Here is an 18,666-nt window from a genome sequence, read left to right as displayed (position 1 = left end):
AATGAAGCAGCAATCCAGATCAATGAATATGTTTTAACATTTGTTTTTTTTCTGTCCTAGATAGACTTTAGCAGATTAGACTTAAGCATTATCGACCGATTTAACAATAATAACTAAAATTTATCAGTTCATAGTTTTCATTTATAAATAAAATGATGCTAAAGAGATGATCAATAAGAATACTAAATTCTGCTTAAATTTAATTTTAGAACAAATTGGTTTTTAGTTTAGCGCCTGAAAAGGCAAATATTGTTTCTAAATACAATTCTATAAAGAGATTCATCAATAAAATGACCTGAAGGTTCTGATCCATGTATTTCAGTGTGAATTTATCTGTCCATAAAAAAACAGCCTCACACATGAGGCTGTTTTAAATGAGCGATCTGAATACTTATTGGCGAATCTGACCATCACCAAAGACAATCCATTTCTGCGAAGTCAGGCCTTCAAGACCGACTGGGCCACGAGCATGGATTTTATCGGTCGAAATCCCGATTTCTGCGCCTAAGCCATATTCAAAACCATCTGCAAAACGAGTAGAGGCATTGATCATGACCGAACTTGAATCTACACCCGCCAGAAATTCGCGTGCCAGACTGTAGTTTTCCGTAATAATAGAATCAGTATGATGCGAGCCATATTTGTTAATGTGCTCAATGGCTTCTTCTATACCAGAAACAACTTTGATCGCCAGAATCGGGCCCAGATACTCGGTATACCAGTCTTCTTCGGTTGCTGTAATGACTGCATCTCCAAGAATACGCTGGGTTTCCCGGCAACCACGCAGTTCGACTTTTTTCTCTTGGTATAGCTCTGCGATGCGTGGCAAGAATTCTTCAGCGACTTTTTCATCGACCAGCAGGGTTTCCATGGCATTACATACGCCATAGCGATGGGTTTTGGCATTGAGCGCAATCGGCAAGGCTTTCAACAAGTCCGCTTGAGCTTCCACATACACATGACAGTTGCCATCTAAATGTTTAATGACCGGTACGCGTGCTTCCTCGGTAATTCGTTCGATCAGGCTCTTGCCACCACGAGGCACAATCACATCCACATATTCGGTCATGGTAATCAACTGACCCACTGCAGCGCGGTCAGTCGTATTCACCACCTGTACGGCAGCCTCAGGCAAGCCTGCGACTTTCAGGCCATGCTGAATCGCGACTGCAATTGCCTGATTCGATTCCAGAGCTTCTGAGCCGCCCCGTAAAATAATGGCATTGCCTGATTTGAGCGCGAGTGATGCCGCCTCCAACGTGACGTTAGGACGTGACTCGTAGATCATGCCGACCACACCCAAAGGCACACGCATCTTGCCCAGTTGAATCCCGGATGGGCGATAAGCCATACCACTAATTTCACCAATCGGATCTTTCAGGCCAATGACATCTTTCAGGCCCTGTAACATACCTTTAAAGCGCGCGGGGTTGAGTTCTAAGCGATCAAGCAGGGCAGGGTCCAGATTGTTATTATGCGCCTTAGTCATATCTTTCTGGTTAGCAACCAAAATAGCAGCTTGGCTATTTTCCAAAGCCGTATAAATAGCGGATAACGCATTATTTTTAGTTTGGGTGGACGCGCGAGCCAAAATGCGAGACGCTTGGCGTGCCTGCTGTCCTACCGTTTGCATGTATTGTTCAATAGACTCTTGCATAGCGGTTTGATCACTTAGAAATTTCATTTCGATATTAACAGCCTGCTGCTGCACAATGAAGCCCATCTGTTAAAAATCATCCGTTTTCGCAGACTTCTAAACATTTTGAAAATGTTTTCTGTTTAAAAGCAGATAAGTGGTCACTGAAGCGGTTGCTTGTGAAAAGCAGCTCTGTATAGAATGAAACACGCGACATTGATGTCATTTATAATTATTAAAGAGCAGGATGCGTGTTCAGGCACACCGGAATGTGCCTGAATTATAAGATCTGTTAAGCATGACTTGCACAATAAAAATAAGGCAAGGACGGAGGAAAAGGAATATGAATTCCATTATCCACATGGACGCCCATGTATTGGAACAACATAGACACGATGGTTTTTTTGATTTTTATGATAAGCACAGTTTTAAGCAGCCACCACGCACCACCTGGATGGATGGCTGGAAAATCGAATATATGGCGATCGCCCGTCCGGATACCTTACATTTAAGACCCATGGTGATTATTGGGGGAGCTTTTCAGAATTTTAATTCCTACAAATACTGTGTAGAACAGCTTTTTGATGCAGGCCCCATTATTCTGATTGACCTACCATCCATGGGGGCCAACCAGCAGATTAGTAATGTCGACACAGGTCTGTCTGCCGGAACACTGGAGCTTGAAGACCTTGCTGCGATGCTGGGGCGCTGGCTGGAACAGATGCAGCTGCCGCAAGTGGCAATTCTAGGCATGTCCTTGGGGTCAGTGGTGGCTTCCTGTCTGGCAGATCAGCGTCCTGAACTGGTCGATCGGATGATTCTGATGGGTGTGATGCAGAAAACCCGTAAAAGCTGGCGAATGCTGCTGGAAGAATCCCTACACCTGATGAAAGAACAGCGTATGGATGAATTTGGTCAGGCCGTGATTTTATATCTGGTCAATCATGCACGTTTAACAGAAACCCGGATGTCACCGACTGCAAAGCGTTTATTCTTTAAACAGATGGCGGAATTTACGGCCACCGAACAGGATCGTTATGATATCAATTGCAACCGTTTATTACGTCTGACCAATGTGCCGATTCCACAGTGCAAAGTGCTGGTGGCATGTGGGCAATATGACAGTTTTACCTTGCCACATGAGAATGCCAATTTTGCCCTGCAATGTCCGAATATGCAGTATGTACAAATTGCAGGCGCCGATCATGTACCGCAGTTACAACGTCGTAAAGAAACCATGCATCTGTTTGCAACCTTCTTACGTGATGAACCGGTCGATCAGTTGCCGGGAATTATTCCGTTTAGCCCTGAGCAGATACAGCAGCTTGAACGTCGCGGTGAAGAGCGGATTCAGGTGCAAGATTCACAGCGTTTCCTCAGTCATCGTCATTCTGATCTCATTTTAAAAGCAGAGATCGTGGACATGAATTTCTTTGGGGTATTGCTGGAGTTAGATGTAGAACAGGCAGTATGCGCAACAACTTATCCACGTGATTTGGCCTTGCATCTGGAAGATGAAACAGGGGAATTTCAGATTGAATGCCTAATCTTTGAACAGGATGATACTCAGCTGCGTGCCTTATTCAAACATGGCAGTTTTGAAGTCGCAGAACGCTTATTACGCTTTGTACAAATGCAAAAAGTACTGTCACAAACTGAAGTATTTGATGCGGCAATTTAAAAACATCATCTTTAAAAAACAGCGTACTTAAACGCTGTTTTTTTTCACGGCATGAATCATCCAGACCAGATCACCTAAATGTTCATCCTGTTCATGAGTCGGGTTTGGCTGATGAGGCTCGGCAAAATAACGTTGTGGTTGTTGTACCTCAACCTGGTCAAATCCTGCATCTTGAAAAAAGTGCTGTAGTTCTTGAGGGGATTTAAAATGAAAGGTAAACGCACTTCGAGACATGAATTTAAGCAGACGGCTACTGCTCCAGATAAAGTTCGCTAGTTTATTTTTCACCGGTTCGGGGTAAATATCGCTGAGATAGTGAACTGCCGGGAAATACTGCGCATTTTCTGTAATACCCTGCATCAGAATGCGTAACATCTGCTGATCAAAATAATTAATCAGTCCTTCACTAATGACCACTAAGGGCTGGTTGCGGTCAAACATCTGAAAAATACAGTCCAGTTCTTCACTAAAAATATCGGCAGTCAGGACTTCAGGTGCATGCTGATCAATTTGCTGTAAAGCCTGCGTCTTGATCTTGGCCATATCCGGCAGGTCCAGTTCACGATAATTAATCTCTGGAAATTTCTGTCTGAAATTCCAGCTGCGTGGAGATAGTCCGCAGGCAATTTCAAGAACCTGAAGTTGTGGATGTTGCTCAATTAGTTGACACAAATGCTCATCAATCATTTGATGACGCTGCTTAAGTGTCGTACGCATGCTACCGCCGACATGGCGTTCTGCCCAGGATTCAAGTGGGTGAAGCAGTTTGGCCAGAATTTTACCTTTAGTGGTCGCAAAGGCTGGATGCGAGATCCCCATTTGATACCAGATATAGCCGGTATAGTGCGCCGTAAAAGAAATATGGCGATGTTGCGAAAGTGAGTCTGTCATATTTATTCTGACCTTATTGTTATTTTTAAATTGATTAAATAATTGTGTAACCTTTTCATTACTATAATTAAAAAGGAACACTTTGTCGTGTCCCTTTTTCCTATTGATTGGATTTAAAAAGCTTTAGCTCATCTGCTGTTTGAACGCCAGTATTTCATCACGGATCTCGCGCCATTCTTCACCCAGATCCAGTTCGTCACCAATCTGGATGTCCGGGATGTTGCCGCGCATGCGTTCCAGGCGTTGCTGGTTCGGGAGGGGCAGATTTTCAATTCCTTCCAGTGCGATACATTGTGCCGCACGATCATTGCAGACCAGCCCCATATCACAACCAGCTTTAAGGGCGGCCTGAATTCGGGCATCGGCACCGCCTGCGACACATGCTGCCTGCATGCTTAAATCATCCGAGAACAGGACACCGTCAAAGCCCAGCTCCTGACGTAAAACTTTCTGAATCCAGAATTCTGAGAAGCCTGCCGGATTTGGATCAACCTGGCTATAGATGACATGAGCCGGCATCAGTGCATCCAGTTGTGATTGTAACTGGATAAAGGTTTGCATATCTTTTTGCTGGATTTCTGCATAGGAGCGCGTATCAATTGCTGCAGCAACATGCGAGTCTGCTTTAACAGAGCCATGACCTGGGAAATGTTTACCAGTTGAAGCCATACCGGCACGTTTCATACCTTTTAGAAATGCGCTGGCGAGTGGAATAATGTCCTGAATATTTTGGGCAAAGCTACGATCACCGATCACATCACTGATGTCATTCAAGTCCAGTACCGGTGCAAAGCTGAAATCAATGCCAACAGCCAGCACTTCAGTCGCCATCAGCCAGCCGCATTTTTCAGCCAGCTCTAGGGCACGCTGTGGATCGCGCGTATAAAGTTCGCCAAATTTCCCCGTGGCAGGCAGCAGGGTAAAGCCTTGTCTTAAACGCTGGACACGACCGCCTTCCTGATCTACCGCAATTAAAATATCAGGATGCACCTGACGCATATGATCGGTCAAAGCACGGACTTGCGCCGGAGATTCAATATTGCGACCAAATAAAATCACTCCACCGACTTGCGGCGCACTTAATAGTTCAATATCTTCTTGAGTGAGGGTTGTGCCTGCGATGTCGAGCATCAATGCGCCAATCATATGCGGAATCCGTTTTAGAGTTTTCGGAGAAAACAATACCTGAATTCTGCAATGATTTGCTACACTTTGTCAGCACAGAATATGATAAAACTACACGACATAAACATATTAAGTTGTTTAAGATGCTGAATACGTTAAATTCTGGTCGAAAAGCAACACGGTCACATTGGTCTCTAGGCCAAGGAAGTACGAATTATTTATGAAATTTCAAACTATAGCTTGCGCAGTTGCGATTGCGACAGGTGGATTCTTTTTTACCCATGTAGTGAATGATGCGATTGCGGCCAATAGTAATGAAGTGGTCAGTAAAGCAATTCAGCCATCTCAAGAGCAGGCGCTGGTGTCACGTCAGCTGGCAACCCTGGTTGACCGTCAGCATTATTTAAATATGCGTCTGGATGCCCAGACTTCGCAGCGTATTTTTGATTTCTATATTGATAGTCTTGATCCGGAACACAGTCTGTTTCTGGCCCCAGAAGTTGAAAACTATAAGAAACGCTACGGTGCCAATTTTGGTGCCAATCTGAAAGCTGGCAATTTGTCTGGTCCTTATGAAATGCATGCGCAATATCAACAGCGCTTGCACCAGTTCTACACCTATATGTTGAATGAGCTGAAAAAACCGCAAAATCTGAATCAGCCGAATGTTTATATCGAAACGGATCGTGAAAAAGCACCGTTCTTTAAAACTGAAGCTGAACAGCGCGCGCATTGGTCAAAAATGCTGGTGTCTCAGTTGATCAATCTGACCATTAGTAAAGAAGAGGAATTGGCCAAGCAGAAAGCCCTGAAAGCCAATCCGGAACTGGCCAATGGACAAGACCTCACGGGTCCTGAAGATCTAACGCCTGCGCAAACCTTGACCAAGCGTTATACCCGTCAGCTGGAACGTCTCAGCCGCGTCAAAAGTGATGATGTGCTCGACAAGACACTGAACGCGATGATGCTGACTTATGATCCGCACAGCAATTATTTCCCGCCTGTGGATGCGATGGAGCTGAATCGTCAGACGACTTTACAGCTGGAAGGCGTCGGCGTATCGATTCGCCCGGAACGTGGCAATGAAGATTACACCAAGATTGAAACCATCGTTGAAGGTGGTCCAGCCAGCAAATCCGGTCAGGTGAAATCAGGTGATCGTATCATTGGTGTGGCCCAAGACGGCGAGCAAATGGTCGATGTCATTGGCTGGCCAAGTAATGAAATTGTCGGTCTGATTCGCGGTAAACGTGGCACTAAAGTCACTTTACGCTTACTCGGTGCGGGTGCTGCCATGGGGCAGGCACGTAATGTGACCATTACCCGTGACGTGATTCAGGAAGAAGATGCCGGTGTACGTACACGTGTAGTCGACATTCAACGCGATGGCAAGAAATATCAATATGGTGTGATCGAAATTCCGTCGTTCTACCTGAACTATCGCGCACGCCGTGCCGGTACCGATTATCGTTCGGTGTCTGAAGATACCAACAAAGCCTTGAAAGAGCTGGCAGCGAAGAATGTTGCCGGAATTATTGTCGATTTGCGGAATAACCCAGGTGGTTCACTGGAAGAAGTGGCACGTATGTTGGGGCAGGTAATCAAGTCTGGTCCAGTGGTACAGATCCGTGATGGCAATGGCAATGTCAGCGTCTTTGAGGATGATGATGGCGGCGCACAAACCTATGCAGGTCCACTGGCAGTGATGGTGAATCTTGCCTCTGCATCGGCCAGTGAAATTTACTCTGCTGCGATTCAGGATTATGAACGCGGGATTGTGATTGGCAGTACTACCACCGGTAAAGGTACAGCACAAGTACAATTGGATAGTCTGGCGCATGGTCAGGCGACATTGACGCAGCGTAAATTCTACCGTGTGACCGGTGGCAGTACCCAGAATAAAGGGGTCGTTCCGGACATTAAACTGGTCGATATTTATAACGAGGAGTTTGGTGAGCGTAAGGCCAAAAATGCCCTGCAGTGGGATACTATTTCAACGGCACCATTTAAACGCGAAGGTGCAGTACAGAAATACGTTCCTGAATTGGCTAAACTTTCTCAGCAACGGGTCACACTGGATTCTCAGTTCAAGTATTTAGAACAGCGTAAAGCCGTGATGAAGAAAGCTGAAGAAGAGAAACGTCAGGTACTGGACTTGCAACAGCGTAAAGCTGAGTTGATTGCCATGGAGCAAAAAACGCTGGACGCAGAAAACACTCGTCGTGCTGCAACAGGTCTGAAACCTTATCCAAACTGGGAAAGTTATCAGGCTTCACTGGATGCCTTGATTGAAACACGTGCCAAGATGAAGGCCAAAGAACGTCCGGCTCTGCCTGAAGAAGAAGCGTTTGTGATTGAAGCGGCAAATGTGTTACTGGACTATGCCAAATTACAGGCAAAACCCTAAGTTTTAGCCTCATTGATCGTTGATAAAAATAGCCTGTTTCGACAGGCTATTTTTTTATTTTGCAAATCTGCATAAAAATCCAAATAAAATTTTGCTATGAAGTGCCATCTGTCTAAATAAAAAGAAAAAAATTGTGATGGTGATCGAATAAATGAGCTAAAAAAATGAAGCTAAATATTTGCTTAAATTTGAAACACTTCTAATATATAAGTTGTATTTTATTTTTCTGTTGAGTTTTATTTTTGGGGCAATTCTCAACTTCAAAAGAAAGAAATATAAATTCTAAATTTTAGTTAAGACTGATGTTGTTGCAGACCAATTGGCTTGCATGGATAGTCAGTCTTGAGATTTTACTGAGTTCAAATTTGACCGGGTGAAAATGGAAATATCAGTGCAGAGAATAATAAAAATGATCACCGATGGGGAACATTTTTTATGATTGATATTCAGCATGATATTGGTCTGTTCATCGGGTCCATTCTTTCTGCATTGGTTGCTTGCTATCTCATCGCACGGATTAAAAAATTTGCTTCAGGCGCTTTACAGCTAAACTTTAAAACCTTCAATTTAATGCTAACCGCCATGCTATTGGGCCTATTCATATGGTTGATCCATTTTATTGGGCTGACAGCAAGTTTTGTGCTGAATAAATATGAGATGGATTTGGGCCTGATGCTCCTGTCTGTTCTGGTGATATGCATTGCATCTATGTTTATCCTCTGGTTAAGTACCAGAAGTACCTGGTCATTTTTCCGGTCAGTTCTCGTATTAGGTGTGATCGCACTCAGCATCTTTGGCATGCACTCTATTAGCATGATGTCATTCAATTTTACTGCCGCCCATATGCAACAGTCACCGGAATTAGTTCAGGCACATGATCAGCTATTTCTGGCCATGATACTGATGAGTGGATTGCTGCTGGTAACGCTGATTTGTATCATCGTGTCCGAACTGCGTGTGGGATTACGCAACCGTCAGCTTGCATGGGCCAATCAACAAATTGAAAATCAGACCATTCAGGACAATCTGACCAAATTACCTAACCGTTTGTATCTGGCTGAATATGCAAATCTGCTGTTTTCAGGTCAGTCCGAACAGCAGCATGAAATTGCTTTTTTATATATCGATCTGGATCGTTTTAAGGCAGTCAATGATGTGTTTGGCCATCTGGTCGGCGATCAGTTGCTGATTCAATTGACCACGCGGATTCATCTGTTATTAGGCCATCATTCCAAGCTGCTCAGAATCGGTGGGGATGAATTTCTGCTGGTACTGGAAAATACTTCAGTCGCCAAAGCTGCAAAAATGTCAGAACAGATTCTTGAACTGATTCAGGAAAGTTTCCTGATTGAAGGCAAGAGTATTCATATCTCGGGCAGTATTGGTATTGCCATGTATCCGGAGCACGGCAAAAATTTACAGGATCTGCTGGTCAATGCTGATGCCGCGATGCTGAGTTCCAAGTATCAGGGACGCAATACCTATTCAGTCTTTAATTACTCTACCGATCAGGATGAAAGCAAGAGTCAGAGTACCCTGATTAATGATCTATATAAAGCCGTGGAAGAACAGCAGTTTGTGCTGTTTTATCAGCCCAAGTTTTGGACCAAGGATCGTAGCTTGTGTGGGGTAGAGGCATTAATTCGCTGGAACCATCCCCAGTTTGGGCTGCTCGGCCCGAATCTGTTTATCAATGCAGCTGAAAAAACCGGACTGATTATTCAAATGGGCTATTGGGCATTGGAACTGGCTTGTCAGCAGATTCAAAAATGGCAACGGACACATACTGAATTTTTCCCTATCGCGGTCAATTTGTCTGCGGTACAATTTGAACATAAGCATCTGTTTAGTACTTTAGAAAAGTTATTTGCACAATATAAAATCAGTCCTCAGCATTTAATGATCGAGATTACTGAATCGACTGCCATGCATCATATTGATGTGAGTATGCGCAGCTTTAAGCGCTTAAGACAAATGGGCATCCGTCTAGCCATTGATGATTTTGGTACAGGGCATTCCAGTTTTCTCTATTTAAAGAATTTCGCCGTAGATGAGTTAAAAATTGACCGTGAGTTTATCAAAAATCTGGCAGTCGGCTCCACAGAAGAAATGATTCTGGAAAGCATTATTCAGCTGGCCATAAAACTGGGCTTGGTGGTGACCGCCGAAGGTGTTGAAACAGAAGCGCAAGCAGAAATTTTAACCCGGCTCGGTTGTGAACAGTTACAAGGCTTTTTGCTGGGCTTGCCGGGAGATGAACAACGACTAGAAAACTTACAATTCCATGAATAGCGCTCTAATTCATTGAGCGTCAGGATAGATAGACAACATGGCTCACGGAACTCCACCCTGAAACTCTGCTACAATATCGCCAATTTTTTTCATATTGATCGAATTTGATCTCGAATGCTGTGCATTGAGCAGTAGGTATATTTCATGAGCTTTAAGCAAGAACTGGCGGCACAAGTCGCCCAGCGACGTACGTTCGCTATTATTTCCCACCCCGATGCCGGTAAAACCACCATGACAGAAAAATTGCTGTTATGGGGTCAGGCCATTCAGGTTGCCGGGATGGTAAAAAGCCGTAAATCTGACCGGGCCGCAACATCGGACTGGATGGAAATGGAAAAAGAGCGTGGTATCTCGATTACGACCTCGGTAATGCAATTCCCTTTTAAAGACAAGATGATCAATCTTCTGGACACCCCGGGACATGAAGACTTCTCGGAAGATACCTATCGTACCCTAACCGCAGTAGACTCTGCGCTGATGGTGATTGACGGGGCAAAAGGTGTCGAAGACCGTACCATTAAACTGATGGAAGTGTGTCGGATGCGCGATACTCCGATCATCTCATTCGTCAACAAAATGGACCGTGAAATCCGTGAACCGCTTGAGCTTCTGGATGAAATCGAAAACGTTCTGAAAATTAAATGTGTCCCGATCACCTGGCCGCTCGGTACAGGCCGTGATTTTGCAGGTGTATTCAATTTAATCGAAGAAAAATTCTACGTGTATAAAGCCGGTTTCGGTTCAGTCATTACCGAGATCGAAGTGCGAGATGGTTATGACTATCCTGATCTTCGTGAGAAAGTGGGTGAACTGGCTTGGGCGGCATTTGAAGAATCGCTGGAACTGGTACAAATGGCCAATGAGCCTTTAGATCGTGAAGAATTCCTGGCCGGTCGTCAAACGCCTGTGTTGTTCGGTACAGCCTTGGGTAACTTTGGTGTCGACCATGTTCTGGATGCCTTCAGTCAATATGCACCATCTCCTAAAGCCCATCCGACCCAAGATCGTGTTGTAGAAGCGGATGAAGAAGGCTTCACCGGTTTTGTCTTTAAAATTCAGGCCAATATGGATCCGAAACACCGTGACCGTATTGCTTTTATGCGGATCTGTTCAGGCAAGTATGAAAAAGGTCTGAAGATGAAGCATGTACGTCTGGATAAAGATGTGCGCATCAGCGATGCCTTAACTTTCCTTGCCGGCGATCGTCAGCATCTGGAAGAAGCTTGGCCAGGTGATATTATCGGTCTGCATAACCATGGCACCATCCAGATCGGGGATACATTTACCTCGGGTGAGAAACTTCAGTTTACCGGTATTCCACACTTTGCCCCTGAAATGTTCCGTCGTGTCCGCTTGAAAGATCCACTAAAATCTAAGCAGCTGCAAAAAGGTCTGAAAGAGCTTTCAGAAGAAGGGGCGACGCAGGTGTTTATGCCGCAGAATAACAACGATCTGATCGTTGGTGCTGTAGGTGTGCTACAATTTGAAGTGGTGGCTTACCGTCTGAAAGAAGAATACAAAGTTGATTGTGTTTACGAACCGGTCAGCATCAACACAGTACGTTGGGTGTCTTGCGATGATGAGAAGAAATTCAACGAATTCAAGAAAAAAGCTCATGACCAGTTGTCTGTCGATGGTGGTGGTCATTTGACATATCTCGCACCAAGCCGCGTGAATTTGCAGCTGATGCAAGAACGTTATCCGGACATCGTGTTCCACAATACGCGTGAACACTAAACTTTAACGTTCCGCAGCTAAAGTTTAAAAATATCAAACAGCTTCTCCGGAAGCTGTTTTATTTTATGCTACATTTAAGCAATTAATAACTCGATAGATATAGCAAAGAGAATGAAGCTCAGCAAGGAAGTCGTCCTCGGTTCTGTGATTGGTTTAAGTCTTGTCCTGAGTGGCTGTGATCAAAGCGAAAAAGAGCCTGTTAATACTCCGCAAAATGAGAAAATGACCGCAGCTCAGCAGACCGCAGATGTTTTGCCTTATCTGAATATTCAAGAGCAGCCGGCTAAAATTGCCTTGCCATTTTGTGAAAATAAAAACTGTATCAATCTGGATATTCAGACCTTGCATACGGTTGATCCATGGATGAACCAATGGATTGAAAAGCAGCAGGCCAAAGTGATCCAGGATCAAATTGGGTTGAAACAGGACATGAATTTACAGCAGGCGATCAATGCCTATGTAAAAAAATCGGATGCCTGGCAGGCGCAGCTCAATCTGAACAAGGCTTATGAGTTATCGCTATATACCCGCATTCCCTACCAGCGCAATCAATATGTATTGATGCAGATTGGGGTCGATACCAAACAGGAAAATGTCAGCGTGCATGAGCGCTATTATTTTTTTGTGGCTGATCGTCGCCAGCAGAAAATGCTGACTCCACTGGATATTATTGATCCTAAGCAACAGTTATTAATGGATCAGATTATTCAACAAGCTTATGAGACATGGCTCAAAGAAAACGATCAGCAAGTTCAGCAGAAAGCACCGAAAAAACTGTATTGGGGACAGGCTGACTGGTTCTTTGATCAGGAAGGCATTGGTCTGCATTTTCGCAGCCATGAAATTAGCAAAGATGCCAAACAACTGGATATTTATTTAACAAAACAACAAACACAACAGGTCTTGAAAGCTGATATCTATCAGCATATGTTTTAAAGCTCATGATCCTGCGAGATTACAGGTTCCAAAAAGGTGAATGAATGCCAAAATACAAGAATATCTTTTGTCTATCTATCCTGGCATCAGCGATCTTGCTGAGTGCGTGCCAGCCGAAGAGTAATGAGCCGGAAGAATCAAGTGCTTCCGAGGTGCTACAAGCCGAAGCTGAAGCACTTAAACTCAGCGGCGATACCGAAAAGCTCAAGCTGGCGATTCCAGAATGTGAAGACAAAAGCTGTCCGGAAATCTCGATCGAACGTCTGAACAGTAATCAGAGCTTTATTGATGAATGGATCGACCAGCAGATTCTGCAACAGTTGAAAAATATCCTGTCTCTTGATGCGATTGAACCGGCAAAAGTGAGCGCTGCCAGCGAAGCGGACGTTGCCGCCTCTGAACCCAAAGCTGCTTTAGCAACAGTGGTGACACCAAAACAGCAGCTTGAGCAGCAAACTCAACCTTATATGCAGACTTTCTTGAATCTGGATAAAGAGCTCAAGGCCCTGAGTGCCAGTCATAGTATTAGCCTGATGATTAAGCCCAAGATTCTGCATTCGGGTGATCCTCTAGCGACAGTAGTTTTGAACAGCAGTTATTATCTGGGAGGCGCACACGGGGCATCTGCACAGACTTATTATAATTTTGATCTGGAACAGAAAAAGCTGATCAAGCTGGATGACATTATTGCGGTCAAACAGAAAGCCCAACTGGAAGCGCGTGCTTATGATGCGTTTAAAACCTGGGTGGTAGAGTCCAAGCTGGCCAAAGATGTCGCCGAATATGAACAGGCCTGGAAGTTCAAGCTTACCGATAACTTCTATCTGGGCAAAGACGGCTTGATATTGCAGTATGCCGAATATGAAATTGGGCCATATGTTGTTGGCTTGCCACGTCTGATGATTCCTTATGAGCAGTTACAAGGTGTGCTGAAACCCGAATATCTGCCTCAAACTGAAAAAGCTGCCTCCGAGGCACAGCCAGCATCTGCTGCAAAAGCCAAATGACCTTAAAACTGTTTGATACGCATACCCATTTTGATGTTCCCGATTTTGATCCTGATCGGGAACAGTTGGCCTATACGGCCAAAGCGGTAGGTGTCGATCATCTGGTTTTAATTGGTTTTTTGCAAAACCGTTTTCAAGATTTGTTAAGGACCCATCACTTCATCAATGATCTGGAAAATGCCCCGCAAAGCCATTTGGCACCCGGCTTGCATCCGTTTTATATTGAACAGCATCAGGCTGAACATCTATACGATTTGGAACGGCTGCTCAAAACTGAACCATGCATTGCCATTGGCGAAATCGGTCTGGATACCTTTTTAAAACAGCACAAACAGGCGGAAATTTTTCAGAAGCAAAAAGATTTTTTTGCTGCACAGCTTGAACTGGCACAGCAATTTGATAAGCCGGTTTTGCTGCATATCCGCAAATCGCATGCGGAGGTTTTGCAGATTTTAAAACAGCAGCAGTTTAAACAGGGCGGCATTGCGCATGCCTTTGGTGGTGGGATTGAGGAAGCCAAGGCTTTTATCAAGCTGGGATTCAAACTGGGCATCACCGGGCAAATCACCAATCTAAATGCCAAAAAATTGCATCAAGTGGTGCAGTATGTCGGACCAGAACATTTGGTATTGGAAACTGACTGTCCGGATATGACGCCACTCTGTTGTCAAAGCTCGACCGAGCAACGTACCCGAAATACACCTGCAAATTTACCTTATGTGCTGCAAGGACTGGCAAAGAGCCTGCATATGCACAAAGAGGAACTGGCTGAACAGCTCTGGCAAAATACTCATCAGGCCCTGCATCTGACCATTTAAGTTAATACTCTTAACTCAGTCTTAAATTCCCAGTTCATCATAAATCGAAAAAAAGGTGCATTATGCAATTTCTAAAATGCTTCAGACTTGGCATCATGCCATATACATTCTTTTAGGTGAGATTCACATGGCACAAGGACTTTTGGCGGGTAAGCGCTTCTTGATCGCGGGCATTGCGAGTAAATTATCGATTGCTTTTGGTATTGCTCAAGCATTGCATCGTGAAGGTGCTGAATTGGCTTTTACTTATCCAAATGAAAAGCTGAAAAAGCGGGTAGATGACTTTGCTGAACAGTTTGGTTCGAAACTGGTTTTTCCTTGTGATGTGGCAGTCGATGCTGAAATTGACCATGCATTTGCCGAACTGGCTAAACACTGGGATGGTCTGGACGGCGTAGTGCATTCTATCGGTTTTGCACCGGCACATACGCTAGATGGTGACTTCACCGAGATCACGGATCGTGAAGGCTTTAATATTGCACATGACATCAGTGCTTATAGCTTTATTGCAATGGCACGTGCGGCAAAACCTTTGCTGCAAGTCCGTCAAGGCTGTTTGCTGACATTGACCTATCAAGGTTCTGAGCGTGTAATGCCAAACTATAACGTGATGGGTATGGCCAAAGCCTCTTTAGAAGCAGGCGTACGTTATTTGGCGTCTAGCTTGGGTCAGGAAGGTATTCGTGTGAACGCGATCTCTGCGGGTCCAATCCGTACCTTGGCAGCTTCAGGTATTAAATCATTCCGTAAAATGCTTGACCTGAATGAGAAAGTTGCACCACTGAAACGTAATGTGACGATTGAAGATGTCGGTAATGCCGCATTATTCCTGTGCTCGCCATGGGCTAACGGAATTACCGGTGAAATCCTGTATGTCGATGCCGGTTTCAATACGGTAGGTATGAGCGCTGATTTGATGGCGGATGCGGAATAAGTCCTATAAATCCTCTCTCCCTCAGGGAGAGAGTTAGAGAGAGGGGAATGACTTCTTTCTCTGAGTGAGGAAATGATTAAAATCCCCCTCATTCCCCCTTTGATAAAGGGGGAGGCCACTCAAGGCAATAAAAAAGACCGCATAAGCGGTCTTTTTTAGATTTGAAGAACAGCGATTAAGCTTGACCATCCACAGCAGCAGCTTGCGCACGTTGCATATTGGCTTCAAATTCAGCATCAAAGTTGATTGGAGTCAATAGCAATTGTGGGAAGCTGCCTTTAGTCACCATATCATTCACTGCTTCACGTAGGAAAGGGAACAGGATGTTCGGGCAGTATGCACCTAGGATGTATGGAAGACGCTCTTCTTCAACGCCATCTACCAGGAAAATACCGGCTTGAGTCACATCAACGATAAACGCGGTATCACCTTCGTTGGTCGCTTGAACCACGACTTTCAAAGCTACTTCAAAATGAGTTTCATCAATTTTTTCTGCAGAAGAAGAAAGATTGATGTTTAACTCAGGTTGCCATTGCTTGGTAAAAACTTGCGCCCCAGGAACTTCAAAAGAAATATCTTTGGTATAAATACGCTCTAATGCCAATTGTGGTTGAGCTTGTTGTTCTTCACTCATTTTTTGATCCTTAATATGAAGTGATAATTTTAGTAAGGTTAAGCCAGCAATTCATCAAGTTTGCCTTCACGCTCTAAAGCATAAAGTTGGTCAAAACCACCGATGAACTGATCATTAATAAAAATTTGTGGCACGGTACGGTGATTGGTACGCTGCATCAATTCAAGACGTACTTCAGGCGCTTCTTGAGACAAGTTAATCTCTTTATATGCCACACCCTTACGTTCCAGTAGCTGTTTTGCACGCACGCAATAAGGACACACTGTCGTCGAGTAAATAGTAACTTCAGCCATGATCAATCTCCTGTTCGTGGATTATTTGCTTTTCACCAAAGGTAAACCTTGAGCTTTCCAGTTGCTGACGCCGCCATCAAGACGGTAGGCATCGGCATGACCAACCTGCTGTAATGCAGTACCAGCCACCTGTCCAAGGTTACAAATGAACACCAAAGGGCGATCAGATGCTTTCAGCTCTTCAACATGTTTTGTAATCTGGCTATATGGAATATTACGGCTGCCGCTGATATGACCTTCACGGAAGTCTTTGGCATCACGTAGATCAACCAGCATGGCATTTTTTGCTTTGACTAAAATTCCCAGCGATTGCGGAGAAATTTTGCGACCGTTACGTTGACCTTCGATAATGAAGAACAAAACCACTAATACCGCGAGTGTTCCAAATAAGAAGGGGTGATTCCCCATAAACTCGAACCAACGTTCCACAATTCACCTAATTACAATTTTAAAATTGCCAAGAGTATAGCTCATAAATATGGTGATCAAAATCACCGCTTCAAGGGCCAAGGGTTAAGAAAATTAATTTTTTTGCTGTGCTTCAGTGATTTCGTCGATTAAACGTAAATAGCTGTCCAGTCGGCGCGGCAAAATTTCACCTTCGGCCGCAGCCTGACGCAAAGCACATTGTTTTTCATGCTTATGGGTACAGTTACGGAACTGACAATGGCCGAGCAGATTTTCAATTTCAGGAAAGCCGCTTTGTACCTTATCTAAAGTCAGATGCCACAGGCCAAATTCACGAATTCCCGGAGAGTCAATCAGGGCCGCACCTTCACCAAAACCGATCAAGCGCGTTGACGTCGTGGTGTGTTGACCGAGTGCCGAGTTTTCCGAAATAATATTGGTTTTCTGTGCGGCATCCGGCACGATCGCATTAATCAGCGTGCTTTTACCCACACCAGATTGACCAACAAAAGCCACCGTTTCATTTTCCAGACGATTAGATAGTGCAGTCAAGTCGCCATCGGATTGGGTCTGCATCACCTCATAACCAAGGTCTTGATATTCTTGCAGCAGAGTCAGAATCGGATCGTTTTCTTTCAATAAATCGGCTTTATTCATTACCAGCAATGCGGGAATGTCGGCATCGGCACAGGCCACTAGATAACGGTCGATTAGACCTGGCGCCGGCTCAGGCAATGGTGCAAACACAATCACAATCAGTGAAATATTGGCCGCTACCGGTTTAACCTTGTGATAGCGGTCAGGACGGGTCAATAAGGATTTACGGGGATGAATCGCGGTGATAATCCCTAAACCGGTATTCGGATCGGCTTGCCATTTGACCCGGTCACCCGTTACCAATAAATCCAGATTGGTTCGGGTATGACAGCGCCAGACGCTGTCCAGTTCAATCTCTTTCCAGAAGGGTTCAGGCTCACCATCGGCGACCACAGGTTTTTCAGGGTGAATGTCAGGACGAGACAAAGCTTGCACTTCAAGTTGGCGGCCATAATGTTGCACTACTAAACCTTCAAGATCACTGGAGGTATCGAGATCTTCTTGACGTGTTTTCTGTTGTTTCTGAATGCGGCGCTGTTGTTGCTCTGTCAGACGACGCTTACGTATTAAGGCCATTCATATCCTAAAAAAACCGGGTAAATCAGATGGCAAAAATAGCATGAAGCAGCCCCCGAATGACACCCAAGATGTAATTAATTTGCTACTATAGTTGTTTTTAAACCCAATAAGATTGCACATTTATGAGCAGCACCGCTGATACCCGCCTGATTTGGATTGACCTTGAAATGACAGGTCTAGACACAGACAATGATCAAATTATTGAAATTGCAACAATTGTAACCGATGACAATTTGAATATTTTGGCAGAAGGTCCTGTGCTTGCGGTACATCAGCCTGCACGTCTGTTAAATGCCATGGATGAGTGGAACACTCGCCAGCATGGCCAGTCCGGTCTGATTGAGCGTGTACGTCGCAGTAAACTGACCGCTCAGGATGCCGAGCAGCAAACTATTGAATTTCTGAAAAAATGGGTGAATCCAAAATCTTCACCGATGTGTGGTAACTCGATCTGTCAGGATCGCCGTTTCTTGCACCGCCTGATGCCTGAACTGGAGCAGTATTTCCATTACCGTAATCTGGATGTATCGTCAGTGAAAGAGCTGGCCAAACGCTGGCGCCCGGAAATCATGAGTGGCCTCAAGAAAAATGCTTCGCATCTGGCAATGGATGACATTCGTGATTCGATTGCGGAACTGAAATATTATCGTCAATATTTCTTTATCATGAATAAAGACTAAATTTCGATGAA

At 44.5% G+C, this 18,666-nt stretch carries 16 protein-coding genes; 9 read left to right on the top strand and 7 right to left on the bottom strand.

The features are described from left to right. Positions 1 to 391 precede the first annotated feature (391 nt). Entirely contained in the window at positions 392 to 1,657 is a 1,266-nt protein-coding gene (locus PYW33_RS13110) for a glutamate-5-semialdehyde dehydrogenase (protein ID WP_026055791.1), read from the bottom strand. Positions 1,658 to 1,979: 322 nt separating this feature from the next. On the opposite strand from PYW33_RS13110, the gene PYW33_RS13105 reads away from it, so the two are divergent. Then, complete coding sequence (locus tag PYW33_RS13105) at positions 1,980 to 3,317, top strand: alpha/beta fold hydrolase (RefSeq protein ID WP_004647432.1); 1,338 nt, start codon at positions 1,980 to 1,982, stop codon at positions 3,315 to 3,317. 27 nt (positions 3,318 to 3,344) lie between these two features. Here the strand turns inward: PYW33_RS13105 and PYW33_RS13100 are convergent, their stop codons facing one another. Further along, a complete protein-coding gene (locus PYW33_RS13100; protein WP_004278398.1) occupies positions 3,345 to 4,208 on the bottom strand; it encodes a class I SAM-dependent methyltransferase in 864 nt (287 codons plus the stop codon). A 123-nt stretch (positions 4,209 to 4,331) separates the two neighbouring features. Continuing rightward, positions 4,332 to 5,354 carry a beta-N-acetylhexosaminidase gene (gene nagZ / locus PYW33_RS13095; RefSeq protein ID WP_004278397.1) on the bottom strand — a complete coding sequence of 341 codons (1,023 nt, stop codon included), beginning with the start codon at positions 5,352 to 5,354 and terminating at the stop codon, positions 4,332 to 4,334. 199 nt (positions 5,355 to 5,553) lie between these two features. Here nagZ and PYW33_RS13090 point away from each other — a divergent pair, with 199 nt between their 5' ends. From PYW33_RS13090 to PYW33_RS13060, 7 genes are all read left to right on the top strand, one after another. Then, positions 5,554 to 7,740: a carboxy terminal-processing peptidase gene (locus tag PYW33_RS13090; RefSeq protein ID WP_004278396.1), complete on the top strand. Its 2,187-nt coding sequence runs from the start codon at positions 5,554 to 5,556 to the stop codon at positions 7,738 to 7,740. A gap of 435 nt (positions 7,741 to 8,175) precedes the next feature. Continuing rightward, positions 8,176 to 10,032 carry a putative bifunctional diguanylate cyclase/phosphodiesterase gene (locus tag PYW33_RS13085; RefSeq protein WP_004278395.1) on the top strand — a complete coding sequence of 619 codons (1,857 nt, stop codon included), beginning with the start codon at positions 8,176 to 8,178 and terminating at the stop codon, positions 10,030 to 10,032. Positions 10,033 to 10,176: 144 nt separating this feature from the next. Beyond that, entirely contained in the window at positions 10,177 to 11,769 is a 1,593-nt protein-coding gene (locus PYW33_RS13080) for a peptide chain release factor 3 (RefSeq protein ID WP_004647433.1), read from the top strand. Between the two features lie 111 nt (positions 11,770 to 11,880). Further along, positions 11,881 to 12,705: a hypothetical protein gene (locus PYW33_RS13075; RefSeq protein ID WP_004647434.1), complete on the top strand. Its 825-nt coding sequence runs from the start codon at positions 11,881 to 11,883 to the stop codon at positions 12,703 to 12,705. Positions 12,706 to 12,749: 44 nt separating this feature from the next. Next, entirely contained in the window at positions 12,750 to 13,712 is a 963-nt protein-coding gene (locus PYW33_RS13070; protein ID WP_004647436.1) for an RsiV family protein, read from the top strand. Beyond that, on the top strand, positions 13,709 to 14,530 hold the full coding sequence (locus PYW33_RS13065; protein WP_004647437.1) for a TatD family hydrolase: 822 nt from the start codon (positions 13,709 to 13,711) through the stop codon (positions 14,528 to 14,530). Before PYW33_RS13070 ends, PYW33_RS13065 begins: the two co-directional genes overlap by 4 nt. 127 nt (positions 14,531 to 14,657) lie before the next feature. After that, entirely contained in the window at positions 14,658 to 15,464 is an 807-nt protein-coding gene (locus tag PYW33_RS13060; protein ID WP_004647438.1) for an enoyl-ACP reductase FabI, read from the top strand. A 175-nt stretch (positions 15,465 to 15,639) separates the two neighbouring features. Here the strand turns inward: PYW33_RS13060 and secB are convergent, their stop codons facing one another. The 4 genes from secB to rsgA all read right to left on the bottom strand — a co-directional run bounded on the left by secB (position 15,640) and on the right by rsgA (position 17,972). Next, the gene (gene secB, locus PYW33_RS13055) at positions 15,640 to 16,098 is read right to left on the bottom strand and encodes a protein-export chaperone SecB (RefSeq protein ID WP_004647439.1); all 459 of its coding nucleotides are present in this window, start codon (positions 16,096 to 16,098) and stop codon (positions 15,640 to 15,642) included. 38 nt (positions 16,099 to 16,136) lie between these two features. Further along, the gene (gene grxC, locus PYW33_RS13050) at positions 16,137 to 16,391 is read right to left on the bottom strand and encodes a glutaredoxin 3 (protein ID WP_004278388.1); all 255 of its coding nucleotides are present in this window, start codon (positions 16,389 to 16,391) and stop codon (positions 16,137 to 16,139) included. Between the two features lie 21 nt (positions 16,392 to 16,412). Then, a complete protein-coding gene (locus PYW33_RS13045) occupies positions 16,413 to 16,820 on the bottom strand; it encodes a rhodanese-like domain-containing protein (RefSeq protein WP_004647440.1) in 408 nt (135 codons plus the stop codon). 93 nt (positions 16,821 to 16,913) lie between these two features. Then, positions 16,914 to 17,972 carry a ribosome small subunit-dependent GTPase A gene (rsgA, locus tag PYW33_RS13040; RefSeq protein ID WP_004278384.1) on the bottom strand — a complete coding sequence of 353 codons (1,059 nt, stop codon included), beginning with the start codon at positions 17,970 to 17,972 and terminating at the stop codon, positions 16,914 to 16,916. Positions 17,973 to 18,097: 125 nt separating this feature from the next. Here rsgA and orn point away from each other — a divergent pair, with 125 nt between their 5' ends. Next, a complete protein-coding gene (gene orn, locus PYW33_RS13035) occupies positions 18,098 to 18,655 on the top strand; it encodes an oligoribonuclease (RefSeq protein WP_004278381.1) in 558 nt (185 codons plus the stop codon). Positions 18,656 to 18,666 lie beyond the last annotated feature (11 nt).

Origin of the sequence: Acinetobacter lwoffii (assembly GCF_029024105.1) — a bacterium.
In the GTDB taxonomy this organism is placed as follows: Bacteria; Pseudomonadota; Gammaproteobacteria; order Pseudomonadales; family Moraxellaceae; genus Acinetobacter; species Acinetobacter lwoffii.
The sequence above is the reverse complement of the archived record's forward strand: the minus strand, read 5'-3'. Positions and strand labels throughout refer to the sequence as shown.

Coding starts and splice junctions, on each gene's coding strand:
- PYW33_RS13110 (WP_026055791.1), bottom strand. CDS start 1,657: ATGCAAGAGTCTATTGAACAATACATGCAAACGGTAGGACAGCAGGCA.
- PYW33_RS13105 (WP_004647432.1), top strand. CDS start 1,980: ATGAATTCCATTATCCACATGGACGCCCATGTATTGGAACAACATAGA.
- PYW33_RS13100 (WP_004278398.1), bottom strand. CDS start 4,208: ATGACAGACTCACTTTCGCAACATCGCCATATTTCTTTTACGGCGCAC.
- nagZ (WP_004278397.1), bottom strand. CDS start 5,354: ATGATTGGCGCATTGATGCTCGACATCGCAGGCACAACCCTCACTCAA.
- PYW33_RS13090 (WP_004278396.1), top strand. CDS start 5,554: ATGAAATTTCAAACTATAGCTTGCGCAGTTGCGATTGCGACAGGTGGA.
- PYW33_RS13085 (WP_004278395.1), top strand. CDS start 8,176: ATGATTGATATTCAGCATGATATTGGTCTGTTCATCGGGTCCATTCTT.
- PYW33_RS13080 (WP_004647433.1), top strand. CDS start 10,177: ATGAGCTTTAAGCAAGAACTGGCGGCACAAGTCGCCCAGCGACGTACG.
- PYW33_RS13075 (WP_004647434.1), top strand. CDS start 11,881: ATGAAGCTCAGCAAGGAAGTCGTCCTCGGTTCTGTGATTGGTTTAAGT.
- PYW33_RS13070 (WP_004647436.1), top strand. CDS start 12,750: ATGCCAAAATACAAGAATATCTTTTGTCTATCTATCCTGGCATCAGCG.
- PYW33_RS13065 (WP_004647437.1), top strand. CDS start 13,709: ATGACCTTAAAACTGTTTGATACGCATACCCATTTTGATGTTCCCGAT.
- PYW33_RS13060 (WP_004647438.1), top strand. CDS start 14,658: ATGGCACAAGGACTTTTGGCGGGTAAGCGCTTCTTGATCGCGGGCATT.
- secB (WP_004647439.1), bottom strand. CDS start 16,098: ATGAGTGAAGAACAACAAGCTCAACCACAATTGGCATTAGAGCGTATT.
- grxC (WP_004278388.1), bottom strand. CDS start 16,391: ATGGCTGAAGTTACTATTTACTCGACGACAGTGTGTCCTTATTGCGTG.
- rsgA (WP_004278384.1), bottom strand. CDS start 17,972: ATGGCCTTAATACGTAAGCGTCGTCTGACAGAGCAACAACAGCGCCGC.
- orn (WP_004278381.1), top strand. CDS start 18,098: ATGAGCAGCACCGCTGATACCCGCCTGATTTGGATTGACCTTGAAATG.